Source organism: Terribacillus halophilus, from assembly GCF_900101385.1.
GTDB classification, from domain to species: domain Bacteria; phylum Bacillota; class Bacilli; order Bacillales; family Amphibacillaceae; genus Terribacillus; species Terribacillus halophilus.
Genome location: NZ_FMZB01000001.1, coordinates 534,923 through 551,658, shown reverse-complemented (window position 1 = coordinate 551,658; position 16,736 = coordinate 534,923). Strand labels below are relative to the sequence as shown.

13 protein-coding genes are annotated in these 16,736 nt (G+C 45.0%); 2 read left to right on the top strand and 11 right to left on the bottom strand.

What is annotated here, in order from left to right; all coding sequences use genetic code 11:
• The first annotated feature begins 2 nt into the window (after positions 1-2).
• On the top strand, positions 3-1,718 hold the full coding sequence (gene ptsP, locus BLQ53_RS02580; protein ID WP_093725683.1) for a phosphoenolpyruvate--protein phosphotransferase: 1,716 nt from the start codon (positions 3-5) through the stop codon (positions 1,716-1,718).
• 39 nt (positions 1,719-1,757) lie between these two features.
• On the opposite strand, the gene blaI is transcribed toward ptsP, so the two are convergent.
• A complete protein-coding gene (gene blaI, locus BLQ53_RS02575; protein WP_093725681.1) occupies positions 1,758-2,132 on the bottom strand; it encodes a penicillinase repressor BlaI in 375 nt (124 codons plus the stop codon).
• 13 nt (positions 2,133-2,145) lie between these two features.
• Positions 2,146-3,909 carry a BlaR1 family beta-lactam sensor/signal transducer gene (locus BLQ53_RS02570; RefSeq protein ID WP_093725679.1) on the bottom strand — a complete coding sequence of 588 codons (1,764 nt, stop codon included), beginning with the start codon at positions 3,907-3,909 and terminating at the stop codon, positions 2,146-2,148.
• Positions 3,910-4,019: 110 nt separating this feature from the next.
• Here BLQ53_RS02570 and bla point away from each other — a divergent pair, with 110 nt between their 5' ends.
• Positions 4,020-4,922, top strand: coding sequence for a class A beta-lactamase (bla, locus tag BLQ53_RS02565; protein ID WP_093725677.1), 903 nt, complete (start codon positions 4,020-4,022; stop codon positions 4,920-4,922).
• A 628-nt stretch (positions 4,923-5,550) separates the two neighbouring features.
• Here the strand turns inward: bla and BLQ53_RS02560 are convergent.
• The 9 genes from BLQ53_RS02560 to BLQ53_RS02520 all read right to left on the bottom strand — a co-directional run bounded on the left by BLQ53_RS02560 (position 5,551) and on the right by BLQ53_RS02520 (position 16,095).
• Complete coding sequence (locus BLQ53_RS02560) at positions 5,551-6,264, bottom strand: 3-ketoacyl-ACP reductase (RefSeq protein WP_093725675.1); 714 nt, start codon at positions 6,262-6,264, stop codon at positions 5,551-5,553.
• A 193-nt stretch (positions 6,265-6,457) separates the two neighbouring features.
• Positions 6,458-7,201, bottom strand: a complete 744-nt coding sequence (locus BLQ53_RS02555) for an alpha/beta hydrolase (protein ID WP_093725673.1) — start codon at positions 7,199-7,201, stop codon at positions 6,458-6,460.
• A gap of 161 nt (positions 7,202-7,362) precedes the next feature.
• Positions 7,363-8,649: a phosphopyruvate hydratase gene (eno, locus tag BLQ53_RS02550; protein WP_093725671.1), complete on the bottom strand. Its 1,287-nt coding sequence runs from the start codon at positions 8,647-8,649 to the stop codon at positions 7,363-7,365.
• A 16-nt stretch (positions 8,650-8,665) separates the two neighbouring features.
• Positions 8,666-10,204: a 2,3-bisphosphoglycerate-independent phosphoglycerate mutase gene (gpmI, locus tag BLQ53_RS02545; RefSeq protein ID WP_093725669.1), complete on the bottom strand. Its 1,539-nt coding sequence runs from the start codon at positions 10,202-10,204 to the stop codon at positions 8,666-8,668.
• Positions 10,201-10,959, bottom strand: a complete 759-nt coding sequence (gene tpiA / locus BLQ53_RS02540; protein ID WP_093725667.1) for a triose-phosphate isomerase — start codon at positions 10,957-10,959, stop codon at positions 10,201-10,203. Before tpiA ends, gpmI begins: the two co-directional genes overlap by 4 nt.
• Positions 10,960-10,981: 22 nt before the next feature.
• A complete protein-coding gene (locus tag BLQ53_RS02535; RefSeq protein WP_093725665.1) occupies positions 10,982-12,163 on the bottom strand; it encodes a phosphoglycerate kinase in 1,182 nt (393 codons plus the stop codon).
• A gap of 265 nt (positions 12,164-12,428) precedes the next feature.
• On the bottom strand, positions 12,429-13,436 hold the full coding sequence (gene gap / locus BLQ53_RS02530; protein WP_093725663.1) for a type I glyceraldehyde-3-phosphate dehydrogenase: 1,008 nt from the start codon (positions 13,434-13,436) through the stop codon (positions 12,429-12,431).
• 39 nt (positions 13,437-13,475) lie between these two features.
• On the bottom strand, positions 13,476-14,498 hold the full coding sequence (locus tag BLQ53_RS02525; protein ID WP_093725661.1) for a sugar-binding transcriptional regulator: 1,023 nt from the start codon (positions 14,496-14,498) through the stop codon (positions 13,476-13,478).
• A gap of 229 nt (positions 14,499-14,727) precedes the next feature.
• Entirely contained in the window at positions 14,728-16,095 is a 1,368-nt protein-coding gene (locus tag BLQ53_RS02520; RefSeq protein ID WP_244499214.1) for an MATE family efflux transporter, read from the bottom strand.
• Positions 16,096-16,736 lie beyond the last annotated feature (641 nt).

The window sequence follows — 16,736 nt, the reverse complement described above, 5'->3', positions numbered from 1 at the left end:
CAATGAGCATGATAAACGGAATTGCAGCTTCAAATGGTATTGCGATTGCAAAAGCATACCATTTGGCTGTACCAGACCTCTCTTTCGATAAGACGACTGTTGCGAATGCGGAAGAAGAGATCAGCCGTTTGGATGCTGCCCTCGAGATCAGCAAACAAGAGTTGGAGAAAATCCGCGAGAATGCCCGTGTGTCACTTGGCGACGAGCACGCCGAGATTTTCTCGGCTCATTTGCTTGTCTTGGCAGATCCTGAACTGATCAATCCTGTCAAAGACAATATTCGCAATAACAGCATCAATGCAGAAGCTGCTCTTGATGAGACAGCTACGATGTTCATCGACATGTTCCGCAGCATGGACAATGAATATATGAAAGAACGAGCAGCTGACATCCAGGATGTCACAAAACGCGTGATGGCGCACTTGCTTCAGGTTTCCTTCCCGGATCCTGCACTCATAGATGAAGAAGTTATCATTATTGCAGAGGACCTGACTCCTTCGGATACAGCCCAGCTGAACAAACAGTTTGTGAAAGGGTTTACAACAGATATAGGCGGACGTACTTCCCATTCTGCGATCATGGCACGCTCCCTTGAGATTCCTGCTGTTGTTGGGACAAAGTCGATCACATCCTCTGCTGGCAACGATACTATGATTATTGTTGACGGCATGGAAGGAAATGTCATCATCGACCCGTCAGAAGATGAACTAGCAACATACAAAGCAAAACAAGAAGCTTTCGAACAGCAAAAGCAAGAATGGGCGAAGCTGAAGAACGAACCTACCGTTACAACGGATGGTGTTCATGTAGAGCTTGTTGCTAACATCGGTACGCCAGAAGACGTTACCGGCGTTCAAAACAATGGCGGCGAAGGTGTCGGTCTTTACCGTACGGAATTCCTTTATATGGGCAAAAGCGAGCTTCCTAGTGAGGACGAACAGTTCGAATCCTATAAAGCTGTTCTCGAAAACATGGGAGACAAGCCTGTCGTAGTACGTACGTTGGATATCGGCGGCGATAAGGAGCTTAGCTACTTGCAGCTTCCGAAAGAAATGAATCCGTTCCTAGGCTACCGTGCGATCCGCCTTTGCCTGGAGCGTGACGATATCTTCCGTGTGCAGCTTCGTGCCCTCTTGCGTGCAAGCGTATACGGAAATCTGAAAATCATGTTCCCGATGATTGCGACATTGGAAGAATTCCGCCAAGCAAAAGCGATCCTTCTGGAAGAAAAAGATAAGCTTACTGCTGATGGCGTAGCAGTCTCTGATTCGATTGAAATCGGTATCATGGTGGAGATTCCTTCCACTGCGGTTGCTGCGAAGCAATTTGCGAAAGAAGTAGATTTCTTCAGCGTCGGCACAAACGACTTGATCCAGTACACCATGGCAGCTGACCGCATGAATGAACGCGTAAGCTACTTGTACCAGCCATACCACCCAGCTATCCTGAATCTTGTGCATAATGTCATCGAGGCAGCACATGCAGAAGGAAAATGGGCTGGCATGTGCGGTGAGATGGCAGGCGATACAATTGCAATCCCGCTTCTTCTCGGCCTTGGCCTTGATGAGTTCAGCATGAGTGCAACAAGTATCCTGCCAGCAAGAACACAAATCACGAAGCTATCCAAAGCAGACATGCAGGAACTTAGCCAAGAAGCATTGGCTCTTAGCACTGCTGATGAAGTGGAACAGCTTGTCCGTCAAAGAACAGGACAATAAGGAAACAGCTCTCCGATTGGAGAGCTGTTTTTCTTTGGGTTATTTACCTTTTTTCTCCAGCATCTGACGGAGCTCCATCATTTCCTCCTCCGATAGGGCATCTTCTTCAATAAACTGAGCCAGCATGGACTTCATCGTTCCACCGTAAATACGATCGATAAAGGATTTTGCCTCGGCACGCTGACATTCACTTTCAGCGTACAGCGGATAGAAGGAATATACCCTATGTTCTTTATTGACACCGACAACTTTCTTTTTCGTCAGCCGATCCAGTAATGTACGTATCGTTTTGGGCTTCCAGTCCGCTTTAGCAAGAGCTTCCACAACCTCATTTGCTGTCAGCGGCGCATTCTCCCAAAGCACTTTCATTATTTCCCATTCTGATTCGGATATATTAGGAACATTTTTCGCCATTTTCCCCACTCTCCTATTGATAAATCTGCTTTTCTTTTAATATTCTTAGTGTGATTCCTGCTGCATTGCTTCCCGTAGCATTTCCGTCCCTTAAATTCGTTGCGAAAAAATAAGTGTCCGATGTTGTTTCTACAAAACCAATGAACCAGCCATTCGCTGCTTTACCATTCACGATGCCAGTTCCAGTTTTCCCATAAAGTACGGCTCCATGTTTTTGCTCCAGCATCAATGATGCTTTGACTTTCTTGATGTTTTCAGGATCGGCGTTGAATTTATTATGGTAAAAATTACGCAGCAGCTCCACTTGTTCAAATGGGGCAATCCTTAAGGATGACTCCAGCCAAAAGTCTTCTATTCCTCCTGATATATCCTCATTGCCATAATGGTATGCTGCTAACATCTTTTGTATCGTCTGCTCCCCGACTTGTTGATCGAGGTTTTGGAAGTACCATGTAACCGAATTACGCATCGCAGATTGCAAATCTTGATTTTGATTCCAAGTCTCATATTCATAATGGCTTCCATCCCAATTCATATTAGTAGCTTTAGGCTGGATGATGCCTGCTTCCAAAGCTGTTAAAGCACTATATATCTTATAAGTGGAATTTGGAGAAACTCTTTGAACACTCTGCTCTTTATTATGAACAAAATACTTGTCTTTTTCCATGCTGTATAACACGAAACTGCTGTTATCGCCCTTTAGAAAGGCGCTTAAATCCTCTTCCTCTACATCTTTGTCCTGGATATGATATTGCTCATCCGAGAAAGCTGCTGCACGGAAGGCTGGCACCTGTATCGTCACAACGAGTCCCATGACAATTAATATAGCCACGCTCTTCCAAATGAGCTTCTGTGCATGAAAGCTGCCGCGTGTTATATGTAAAATCCGTTGCTTCAGATGACTCTTGGAGCTAATGATTGGATGGATAAGCTGATCTAGCCTCAGCTGTTTCGATTTTTCAGCATAATGCAGGATTGTCCTTCCATAATCCAAGTTCTCTTCGTCATTATTCAAGGATTGCATCACAGCAGCATCACAGGCAATTTCCCGGTCCAGTCGCATTTCCTTCCATGCATACCAGACGAGCGGATTAAACCAATGTAAGATTCGAGCCAGTAAAAAGAGATAATTCCAATGCACATGTCTGCTTTTATAATGGTGTAATTCATGAAGCAGGACATGTTTTAATTCCCTTGAAACACCTTCTTTTTCAACTGTTGCTGGCAGAATCAGATAGGTATGAAACAGTCCAAAAATGAATGGCGAGGTAACCGAAGAAGACTGTTTTAGCTTGATCTTTTTCCGTATGGATAGCTGTACTTTGCAAAGCTGAAAAAGCTCGTTTATTTCATCATCACGTATGGGATGTGCACTTCTTACTAGCTTCATTAGTTTCTTCAGTGTGAAGAAAACTGCTAATACACCAATAACAATACCAGATATCCAAATAAAATTGATCAGTCGGCCCAATAAGGAAACATCTATACGCGTGACTGAACTTCCAAAATCATTCATCCAGCCAGTTTGGGATGTACCAGATAAAATGGAATGATTCACAGCATTATATCCAGTCATTTTTTGCACGGATATTGGTTCTGCCGTTCCAAAACGCTTAAACGGCAAGAAAGGAAGCAATAAAGATCCCAGCACGAAAAACCATAAATAATATCGCCACGCTGGTGCGAGATGCGCAGCAAAAAACCGTCGAATGAATAAAATGATTCCTATTGTAACAGATGATAATGTCAATGCCAGCAGCAATTGAACAAAAGTCACTTTCCTTTCCTCCTCTCATCCATCCAACTTCTATTTTACAGTTGACAGTCCCGGATTACAAATGTAATATTGACTACAGTTGTAATCCAAATACGAAAAGGAGAAGAAAAATGAAAATTTTAACCTGCTTATTTAGTGCAATATTCGCTTTTGGTTTGCTGGCTGGCTGCTCCAGCAGTACGAATGGTGGTTCAGATACAAGTTCCTCCGTTAAAGCTGCAGAAGGCACCCAGGAGCCGTTTGCTGATTTAGAAAAGACTTACGACGCACATCTGGGTGTCTATGCGGTTGATACTGGCTCCGGGAAAACCGTTGCTTATCGGGAAAATGAACGATTTGGCTTTGCGTCTACCCATAAAGCTTTGTCAGCAGCTGTTCTTTTGCAGCAGAACTCGCTGGAAGATCTCAATAAAAAGATCATGTATACCAGCGATGATTTGGTGAACTACAATCCAATTACCGAAAAACATGTGAAATCTGGTATGACGTTAAAAGAGCTTGCTGAGGCGTCTGTCAGTTACAGCGATAACACTGCAGCCAATTTGATTTTTGAGGAAATCGGCGGTCCAGCTGGTCTTAAACAAGCATTGCGGGATATCGGCGATCAAGTGACAGAACCTGCAAGAATCGAGCCTGAATTAAATAATGTAAAACCAGGTGAAACACAAGATACCAGCACCCCAAAAGCGTTGGCAGAAAGCCTGCGGGCATTTACATTAGAGGACAGTCTTTCTCCTGAAAATCGCCAGCTCCTTATTGATTGGTTAAAAGGCAATACGACAGGCGACAATCTCATTAAAGCTGGTGTTCCCAAAGAGTGGGAAGTCGGTGATAAAACCGGCGCAGGGTCTTATGGTACGAGAAACGATATTGCCATCCTTTGGCCGCCTGATAGCGAACCAATTGTAATGGCTATTATGTCAAGCCGCGATGAAGCTGATGCAAGCTATGATGATGCTTTGATTGCAGAGGCTGCCCAAGAGGTTGTCTCCATGCTTTCTTCTGATGAATGAGGGCATGACTCATTATTTGAATAAGATCATACCTATCGTTACGTCGGCCTTTAAAGCACAAAAGAACCCTACAGATTGGGCATTTCAACCTAATCTGTAGGGTTCTTCTTATTTCAGAGGTGTTTTTTGGAGTTACAATCTTGTTTATCAGGAAACTGCTGCACTTCCAGCTTAACCAACTAGAAGCATAACAAGCTGGCTGCATTATTCTTGGAAAAATCCATCCTTCCTATTCATTTTGTTAGGAGTGTTTCATGTTCCGTTCGTGTACGATCAACATGATACCCAGTCCGGCTGCTGCTTCCCTCTTCGTATAAGGATTTCATCTTATATAATTTGATACACTCGCTTTCGCCTTTTTGATTACTTCTTCTGCAGTCTGCGGTAATACACTGGTCTTTCATCATAGCTTTTCTCGATCAATACGGATATGGCTACATGCCACGGCCATACTCGATTTTCGCCGACAGGACTGCCATGGGAAAATCCTTTATATTAGGCGCCGAGCAATGTTTCCTGTTTGGCTGTCTGGTCGATAAATATTTGTACACGGACTGCTTCATAGGACTATAAAAAAAGCGGGATATTCGATAACAAATTATCGAATATCCCGTAATAAAGTGTGATCTTATGGATTAGTTGACCATAGACCAGCAGATTTAATGAATGTGCGGCTGTTCAGTTTCAGCTGTGCCACGACAAATTCGGCAATATCTTCTGGCTGCATGACTTTGTCAGGATTACCATCTGTCAGTTTATTTTCATATGCCAAATCAGTTGCCACTGTACTTGGTGTCAGGGCTGTTACGCGGATGTTATGCTTGCGCACTTCCATCGCAAGAGATTCGGTTAAGCCAAGTACGCCAAACTTCGATGCGCTGTAAGCACTAGTAGCAGGCGCACCTTTTTGACCGGCAGTGGATGAAATATTGATGATATCGCCGGATTGTTGTTCGATCAAGCCCGGAAGTACGGCACGCGTGACGTTGTATACGCCCATCAAATTCACATCGATGATCTGTTTCCACTCTGCTGGATCCAGATCCATGAAGCCGCCAAACTTCGCGATACCAGCGTTATTGATAAGGATATCAACTCCGCCAAGTTCATCTTTCACCTTTTCGATTGCTGCAGTGACATCTTCCAAGCTGGAAACATCCGCTGCTGCATATGCTGTCTTGACGTTATCAAGCCCTTCCGCCGTTGCTTTTACATGTTCTTCCGAGCGGCCGATCAAGCCTATATGGGCACCTTCTGCTGCTAGTGCTTCTGCCAAGGCGCGTCCGATACCACGTCCACCGCCTGTAATGATAGCTCGTTTTCCTTGTAATGACTGTGCCATGATGTATGTATTCCTCCTTAAATGAAACCATTCGCTCTATATTATCAGCCTGGTTGCCCATTCAACAAGCGTTTTGCTCAATTGGTAAACATTCATTGTTATTATGGGATAATTCATTGAAAGCATACCTGCAAAATTGCGAAGGGAAGTTGATTATTATCCGATAACAGCAACGAGCTACAAGGAGAAAAAGCTATAGATTAGATGCAATGAATTCAAGTGTTTTATCGATGATAACTTGCTGATCATGATCAAGTGTTGCGACATGATAGTTGTTTTTCAACGAAAATATCGATTTTCTTTCGGACTCAATCCCCTCATAAATAAGTTGTGCATTAAATGGAGGAACGACGTGATCCTCATCGGACACAAAAATCAGCGCCGGACAGGTAACCTTGGACAGATTCCCCTTCACCTTTTCCATTAATTGCAGTATTTCCTTCACAGATTGGACCGGTGTCTTTTCATAAGCGAGCTCTTTTACTTCCGGATTTTTGATATCAGATCCAATGGCATCCAGAAACCTTACATTTTCCAGCTCGTTTACGTTTTCCATCGACGGCACTGTTATTGCGGCATTAATCGGAATGATTGCACGGATATCCGTATAATTCTCTGCCATATATAAAGTCAGGGTGCCACCCATTGATAAGCCCGTAACAAAAATTGTATCACATCGCTCCTTTAGCCACTGATACCCCTCTTCAACGGATGTAATCCAATCCTTATAAGCAGTTTGTTCCATATCTTCATAGTGCGTCCCATGTCCATCGAGCCGCGGTCCGCAGACAGTATAGCCAGCCCGGGCATAAGCCTCTCCCAACGGGCGCATACTCTGGGTAGATCCTGTAAATCCATGGGATACGAGTATCCCTATTTTATTTCCTTCAAAGTAAAACGCTTCTGCATCTGGTAATACTGGATATTGATATGACATACGACTCCTCCTTCTATCGTTACAGTCATCATTTTTTCCATGTCACGCCAACCATGAAAGCGGTTTCTATTTATAATAACGTTCACGCTATTTTTAAGCAACGCAAACGTCTTTCCATATAAAAAGAGGATGAGCTCAAAGTCGCTCATCCTCTAGTATACTTATTTATTCAAGTTGTAGAAAGATGCAAGGCCGCCGTAGATACCGGATGCTTTCAACTCGTCTTCGATACGAAGAAGTTGGTTGTATTTCGCAACACGGTCTGTACGGGATGGTGCACCAGTTTTGATTTGGCCTGCGTTAGTCGCTACAGCGATGTCAGCGATTGTTGCATCTTCGGATTCACCAGAACGGTGAGAGATCACAGCAGTGTAGCCAGCGCGTTTCGCCATTTCGATAGCGTCGAATGTTTCAGTAAGTGTACCGATTTGGTTTACTTTTACAAGGATGGAGTTACCAACGCCTTGCTCGATACCTTGTTTCAAACGTTTTGTGTTTGTAACGAATAGGTCATCACCAACAAGCTGTACTTTGTCGCCGATACGGTCAGTCAACAGTTTGTGACCTTCCCAGTCGTTTTCATCCAAACCATCTTCAATAGAGATGATTGGGTATTTGCTAGTCATTTCTTCATACCAAGCAACCATTTCTTCGGAAGTACGGACAACGCCTTCCCCTTTTAGGTTGTACTTGCCATCTTCGTAGAACTCAGAAGATGCAACGTCCATTGCAAGTTTCACTTCTTCGCCTGGTTTGTAACCAGCAGCTTTAATTGCTTCTACGATCGTTTCAAGTGCTTCTTCGTTGGAAGAAAGGTTCGGTGCGAAACCACCTTCATCACCTACACCAGTGTTCAAGCCTTTGGACTGAAGAACTTTCTTCAGGCTGTGGAAGATTTCCGCACCCATGCGAAGTGCTTCTTTGAATGTAGGCGCTCCTACAGGCATGATCATGAATTCCTGGATATCAACGTTGTTATCCGCATGCTCCCCACCGTTTAGGATGTTCATCATTGGTGTTGGAAGTGTTTTGGAGTTGAATCCGCCAAGATATGTGTAAAGCGGTACACCAAGGTGATCTGCTGCTGCATGAGCAACGGCCATGGAAACACCAAGGATTGCATTGGCACCGAATTTACCTTTGTTTTCTGTACCATCAAGTTCGATCAAAAGCTGGTCGATGATCACTTGGCGTGTAACATCGAAACCGATCAATTCTGGAGCGATTTTTTCGTTTACGTTAGCAACTGCTGTTTGAACACCTTTGCCAAGGTAACGATCTTTATCGCCGTCACGAAGCTCAACTGCTTCGTATTCACCAGTGGAAGCACCACTTGGTACGATTGCAGAACCGAAAGCACCGGATTCTGTCAGGACTTCTACTTCTACTGTAGGGTTACCGCGGGAGTCAAGGACTTCGCGTGCATATACGTCAGTAATGTATGGCATTATTTATTCTCTCCTCTTATTTTTTGATCAGGCTTGAGCCTGTCATTTCTTCTGGCTTCTCGACATCCAATAGATCCAATAGTGTCGGTGACAAGTCGGCAAGGATACCGCCGCTGCGGAGCTCGACGCCTTCTTTTGTCACGATTACCGGAACCGGATTCGTTGTATGGGCAGTCATCGGTTTATCTTCCAATGTGACTACTTCATCGGAGTTGCCATGGTCAGCCGTGATGATGGCATGACCGCCTTTTTCCATGATTTTGTCGACGATTTTGCCGAGGCATTCGTCAACTGCTTCGATCGCTTTCACAGTCGGCTCCAGCATGCCAGAGTGACCAACCATGTCCGGATTGGCGAAGTTCAGAATGATCGCTTGGTGTTTGTCCTGATCCAAGTCATCAAGTAACGCGTCCGTCACTTCATATGCACTCATTTCAGGTTTCAGATCGTATGTCGCAACTTTCGGGCTGTCGATCAGGATACGATCTTCACCAGGGAACTTCTCTTCGCGTCCGCCGCTCATGAAGAATGTCACATGCGGGAACTTCTCTGTTTCGGCAATACGCAGCTGTTTGATGTTGTTTTGGGATAGCACTTCCCCGATTGTGTTATCCAAGTTGACCGGCTTGTACGCTACGTCGCCGTCCACTGTCTCACTGAAATTCGTCATGCAGACAAACTGATCGATAACAGGCGGGTGTTCGCCTCTATCAAAGTCACGGAAGTCTTTGTTTGCGAATGTGCGTGAAATCTGGATAGCACGGTCCGGACGGAAGTTATAGAAGATGATGGCATCATCATCCTGTATTTTCGCTACCGGTTCCCCGTTTTCCTCTGTGATGACAGATGGAAGCACGAATTCGTCATAGATTTCATTTTTATAGGAATCTTCAATGACGTCATAAGGGCTCTTATACGCAGGACCTTCGCCATAAACCATGGCATCATACGCTTTTTTCACACGATCCCAGCGTTTGTCGCGGTCCATGGAGTAATAGCGTCCAGTAAGTGTTGCAATCTTACCGACGCCGACTTCCTTGATTTTCGCTTCTGTCTGGTCAATGAATTCTTTCGCGCTTTTCTGACCGACATCACGGCCGTCAAGGAAGCCATGGATGTACACTTTCTCCAATCCATGCTTCTTGGCAAGCTCTAGAAGAGCAAACATATGCTCAATGTGACTGTGTACACCGCCGTTGGACAAAAGACCGAAGAGGTGCAGACTCTTATCGTTCTTTTTCGCATGTTCGACTGCATTCACAAGCACTTCGTTTTCATAGAAATCGCCTTCTTTGATGGATTTATTCACACGAGTAAGACTTTGGTATACGATGCGTCCGGCACCGATATTCAAGTGACCTACCTCGGAATTCCCCATCTGGCCTTCAGGCAAGCCAACAGCCTCTCCGCTAGCAGTAAGTTCGTTGTGCGGATACTTGTTCCAATAACGGTCGAAGTTCGGCTTTTTGGCATGTTTCACTGCATTACCCTTTTCTTCATCGCGGATACCGAATCCATCAAGGATAATAAGGGCAGCTAGTTTGTCCTGACTCATTTTGCACCAGCCTCCACAAGCGCTAGGAAGGAATCAGCTTCCAGGCTTGCACCGCCGACTAATGCGCCGTCGATATCGGATTCAGAAAGAAGTTCATCCACGTTAGCTGGCTTTACGCTTCCCCCGTATTGGATGCGTACAGCGTCAGCTGCTTCAGCGGAAACTTTCTCACTCACAACATTGCGGATGAAGGTGCAGACTTCATTCGCTTGCTGTGCTGTGGCAGTTTTGCCAGTACCGATAGCCCATACAGGCTCATAAGCAAGGATGACTTTTGCTACTTGTTCAGCAGATAGACCTTCCAAAGCTTTTTCGACTTGGCCGCCGACTACTTCGTTCGTTTTATCAGCTTCGCGCTCTTCAAGCGTTTCACCGATGCAGACGATCGGAGTGATATCATGCTGCAATGCCGCATGTGTCTTTTTGTTTACAGACTCGTCTGTTTCATTGTAGTACTCACGACGCTCGGAGTGGCCGATTACCGCATATTCCACACCGATGCTTTTCAGCGCTGTCGGGCTGATTTCACCAGTGAAAGCGCCACTTTCTTCATAGTGCATCGTTTGAGCAGCGATTTTAAGATCAGTGCCCTCTGTTTGCTTCACCAATTCTGTCAAGTACAAGGCTGGTGAACAAACGATTGCTTCCACTTTATCACTGGATGGAATCTTCGCTTTTGTCGCTTCGATGAATTCTTTTGCTTCGGAAATTGTTTTGTTCATTTTCCAGTTTCCTGCGATTACGTTTTTACGCATTGTTTCCCATCCCTTCGTCTTTTTATTTATCGTCTAATGCAGCTACGCCAGGAAGTTCTTTCCCTTCCATAAATTCAAGGCTTGCACCGCCGCCTGTGGAGATGTGATCCATTTTGTCCGCTAGGTCGAATTTCTCTACCGCAGCAGCAGAATCGCCACCGCCGATGATGGAGAATCCTTCTCCTTCAGCTAATGCCTCACCGACTGCTTTTGTACCGCCGGAGAATGCGTTAAGCTCGAATACCCCCATTGGTCCGTTCCAGATGATCAATTTGGAATCTTGAACGATCTGCTTGTATTTCTCGCGTGTTTTCGGTCCGATATCGAGCGCTTCCCAATCTGCCGGGATTTCTTCGATGCTGACTTCACGCTTGTTGGCATCTTCGGAGAAGTCATCTGCTACGATGACATCGACAGGCATCACCATGTTAACGCCTTTGTCTTTTGCCTTCTGCATGAATTCCTTCGCCAATTCGATCTTATCTTCTTCCAGTAAGGATTTTCCGATTTCGAAACCACGTGCTTTGATGAAGGTATAAGCAAGACCGCCGCCGATGATCAAGTTATCCACTTTGTCGAGCAAGTGATCGATGACACCGATTTTGTCTTTTACTTTTGCTCCGCCGATGATTGCTGTGAACGGACGCTCTGGTTCAGACAACGCTTTACCGAGTACTTCCAATTCACGTTCAAGCAAAAGACCTGCAACCGCTGGAAGATGCTCAGCAATACCTGCAGTCGAAGCATGCGCACGGTGTGCTGCACCGAAAGCATCATTCACATAGACATCCGCCAAAGAAGCAAAAGCTTTCGCCAATTCCGGATCATTCTTTTCTTCGCCTGGCTCAAAACGCACGTTCTCAATAAGAAGTACATCACCATCAGCAAGCTGAGCTACTGCTTGGCTCACTTCTTCGCCATGCACTTGATCTACTTTTGCAACTTCTTTATCAAGCAAGTCGCTCAAACGCTGTGCCACAGGATCCAAACGCAAGTCATCCTTCACTTCACCTTTTGGACGGCCTAGGTGGCTTGCCAGGATCACTTTCGCACCTTGATCAACAAGATGCTTGATTGTCGGAAGGGCAGCCTTGATCCGTGTATCATCGGTTACGGTGCCATTTTCCATTGGTACGTTGAAATCCACTCGGCAGAATACCTTCTTGCCGGCTACGTCGATATCGCGGATTGATTTCTTATTCATATCTACGCCTCCTCGAATACTTGTTACCTATGTATCTGTTCCCTCTAATTCGCATCGGCCGATTCTGTTCCTTACGTTGATGTACTAACTATCGGCTCTGGGCTAGCACCAGAACCCCGCGGTACTTTCCGCTTTTAGTTAGATCAAGCTACTGAAACCAGAGTCGGTTTCCTCCGCTTTACATATAAATGCACATGGGAACAGGCATAGGCCAAAAGGGAGGGAGGTGATCCTCCCTCCCTTTCTACCATTGCTTATTTACAAATTAGATGCCTTTGCTTTTCAAGAATACAGCCAAGTCTACGCAACGAGTGGAGTAACCCATTTCGTTATCGTACCAAGAAACAACTTTCACCATGTTATCTTCCAATACCATTGTAGAAAGTGCATCTACTGTGGAAGAGTTTGTGTTTCCGATGTAGTCGGAAGAAACAAGTGGCTCTTCGCTGTAACCAAGAACGTGGCTAAGTTCGCCTTCAGCAGCTTCTTTCAAAGCAGCGTTCACTTGCTCAGCAGTTACGTTTTGGTCGAATTCAGCAACCAAGTCGATAAGGGAAGCATCTTTAACTGGTACACGCATTGCCATACCGTTCAATTTACCTTTAAGTTCAGGCAATACTAGAGAAACTGCTTTCGCAGCACCTGTAGTTGTAGGGATGATGTTTTCCGCTGCTGCACGCGCACGACGGTAATCTTTATGCGGCAAATCAAGGATTTGCTGATCGTTTGTATACGCGTGTACTGTTGTCACTAGACCGCGTTTAAGTCCGAATTTGTCATGAAGTACTTTTGCAACCGGAGCCAAGCAGTTAGTAGTACAAGAAGCGTTGGAAAGCACAGTGTGCTCAGATGGGTCGTAGCTGTTTTCGTTAACGCCCATTACGACAGTAAGGTCTTCGCCTTTAGCTGGTGCAGAGATGATAACTTTTTTCGCTCCTGCTTCAACGTGTTTCTTCGCATCTTCACCATTTGTGAAAATACCAGTAGATTCAACTACTACTTCTACACCAAGATCTCCCCAGCCAAGGTTAGCAGGATCGCGCTCAGAAAGAACTTTGATCTCTCTGCCGTCTACAACTAGGTTAGTGCCGTTTACAGATACTTCTGCATCAAGGACACCGTGTACAGAATCATACTTTAACAAATGGGCAAGCATATTCGCATCAGTAAGGTCGTTGATTGCAACTACCTCTGCTTCTTTGTTAGCTAGCGCTTGACGGAATACGTTACGTCCAATACGTCCAAAACCGTTAATACCAATTTTTACTGTCATGAAAATTTCCTCCTTGTAATAACTGAATGATTAAAGGGTTTAATACCCCTTTATTAACTGGTTCGCTGCCGCCTCATCCGTCACCAGGATATTGTTTTGTCCCAGTTTGAAGTATGAGGCGATCGCACGAGCTTTCGAGGCACCGCCTGCAATAGCTATTACATGTTCTGCTTTATCCAAGTCCTCAAGCTGTAATCCTACCGTCCGTACACGGTGGACTACATTCCCCTCAGCATCGAAGTAATAACCAAATGCCTCACTTACTGCGACACCGCTTTTGATTTTCGCTACAAGTGGTGCAGGCGTCCGTCTCCGTTTTGCCATCGTCATGGCGTCACCGATACCGTGAATGACCACATTCGAACGGTTGATGATGGACAGGACTTCCTTGACGGAAGGCTCTTCGATAATCGTCTGATAAGATTCTTCCCCGATAGGATCAGGAACATACAGCAAACGGTACTGGCTTCTGGCGCGTTTTGCCATCGCCGCACAAATCGTATTCGCTTCATTTTCCACCTGCTCGCCAATACCGCCGCGTGCAGGCACGAACATGACATTCTCCGCTGTATGAATCGGCGGCATCGCTGCTGCCAGCGCTGCCATCGTGGTGCCTCCCGTCACTGCAACCGTATAGTTCGGATGCAGCATACCTTCCAGAAGCTGGGCGCACCGTTTTCCCATCTCTTGTTTTACCCAATCCTGGGTATCACTATTACCGGGGACGACAATACAATTATCTATTCCTAGTGTTTCCCGGACACGCTGTTCCAAAACACCTATTTCAGAGGCTTCGAGCATAAATGCTTCCAATTGCTCGTGAACTTCCAATCCTTCCTCGGTAATCTGTACCCCTTTTGTCGTGATATAGATCAATCCTTGGTTCTGAAGGAAGTCGATTTCACCTCTGACGACTCGTTCTGCAAGATTCATGTTTTCAGCAAGTGTGCGACGTCCCAGCGGCCCCATTGTCTTGACAAATTGCAGGATGCCGTATCTTCGCTGCATAATTGCCAGGACATCCGGGAAAAGCTTTTTTTGTAGATCTATTACCGATCGCATAACATACCCCTTCTTCATAAAGCTTAATGGGTCAAAAACGTCCCAGTATGTCATATATTGTCCCACTTGCTATAAAAAAAATTCCTCTTGCACGATTATCATAACAGTAAGCCCCTCTACATTCAACTTAAATCAACCGAAAAAAACAATTTATTCATATATTTATTTAACTTAACATTTTCATAACAAAAAAAGGCACCGACCTTGCGTCGCTGCCTTTCTTCTATAATTAAGTGAGTGCCGTTTCCGGAACCGCTGCCTGTTCTTTCTTCTCCCAAGGACGTGAGCGCCATCTCCGGTATGCAAAGATGCCGCGGAACCATTCGTCGATTCCCATTGCAATCCAGACACCAAGCAACCCGAGACCGAAAGACACACCAAGTGCATAGCTAAAGAGTACTGCGATACCCCACATGCTGATGACACCGATGATAGCCGGGAATTTTGCATCACCCGCTGATTTAAGGGAACTCATCAAGACGATATTCATCGCCCGGCCAGGCTCTGTGAATGCAACCGCCCAAAGAATCGGGATACCTACTGCTAAAATAGCAGGATCCTCAGTGAACATTTGCAGAATTGGTGCACCTGTCAAAGCAAAGCCCATGGAAACAATGAAAGATGCGATCATGGCAATCTTCAATGTTCGCAAACCTCGCTTCAATGCCCTGTCGAACTGCTTGCCGCCGATGTAGCGGGACACAAGCAGCTGGGTACCTTCGGCAATGGACAATGTGAACAAATAGCAAAGCATGGAGATATTATTGATATATACACGCGCTGCCAGTGAAGCATCCCCGAAATTCGCCACGATTGCTGTAATGACAATCTGGGAATATTGATAGGACAAGTTCTCGGCTGCGGATGGAACACCGATGACAAGGATGTCCTTGATATCTTTGACATGCAGCTTAATCAAATTCGTTCCTGTAAAACGAATTGCCAAGTAACGGGAAACAAAGTAAAACAATACAACAACCGCAAAAATACGTGCGATCACAATTGTCCAAGATACGCCGATAACTCCAGTGACCGGCATACCGAACAAGCCAAAGATTGCTACCACATAACCTATCACACTCAATACGTTCATTAAGACTGCAACGACCATGGATACTTTTGTACGGCCATTCGCGCGCAGGATCGCACTAAGCGTCAAAGACAATGATTCCAGGAACAATGATGCGCCACTTATTTTTACAAAGGTAGTCGCATATGCAAGCGTCTCACCTTTTAAATCAAAGAAACTTAGAAATACAGAACCGAACAATACGACGACAGCAGAAACGATCAATCCAAACCAAAAGTTCATACCGAATGCTGTCCGGGCTGTCTGCCGGGCTTGAGCCAAATCCTCTGCACCGAGCTTTTGGCCGATGATGATCATGGAGGCAATAGACGTGACGTTAAAAACCAAAATAAAAATGCTAATCAACTGATTGGCTACGCCGACTCCGGCAGCAGCTAAATCTGAGTAATGACTCAGCATCAGTGTAGCAACGATACCCATTCCCATATGAAGGGCCAATTCAATAAACAGTGGCCAAGAGATACGAAACAACGTTTGCTCAGATGTAGAAGTTGGATGGTTACCCAACAGACATTCTCCTTTTCGTTAAAATCAAACTCATTCTATATTAATCCTTTTTTTGAGAATGTAAAGGGCTTTGCGTAAATTAATTTTAAAGAAATTTACAAGTTTCCGCACGCCTTTTGTGTCAGCGCTTACAACCTGATAGGCATAGGTTGATACGAGGCTAGAAAATTGCGAATCCCCGATTACCGGGAGTTTATAACCAATCTTCAGTTCATCGGCAATTATGGTGGCAATAATAAACTCTTTTAGAAACACTTGCGCAGATTTCAAAATAGGGAACAGATATCCTATTCCAACAAGAGCAAGAGCTTTTATTGGAACTGAAGGGAAACATCAACTGTCAATCAGCCAAAATTGATGCAGGACAGCAATGCTCGTCATGTCGATTTGCAAATTGCATATCAAAACAGTAGGATTCAGGATGCGTACGCTTAGCTGCTGCGGCAAACAACAGGGGACCTCGTCCACTATTTGATGATTTCCAGCGCAAATAAAAACAGACAGCATCGCTGTCTGTTGCTCTTTTAACACTTTGTTCACCTCAAAATATGAAATGGAAGTCTGGATACTCCTTGCTTTGGAACTTGCAAGGATTCCTGCTGCTAATTATGAGAAGGAAAAATTGTACCATCCGTTTCAAG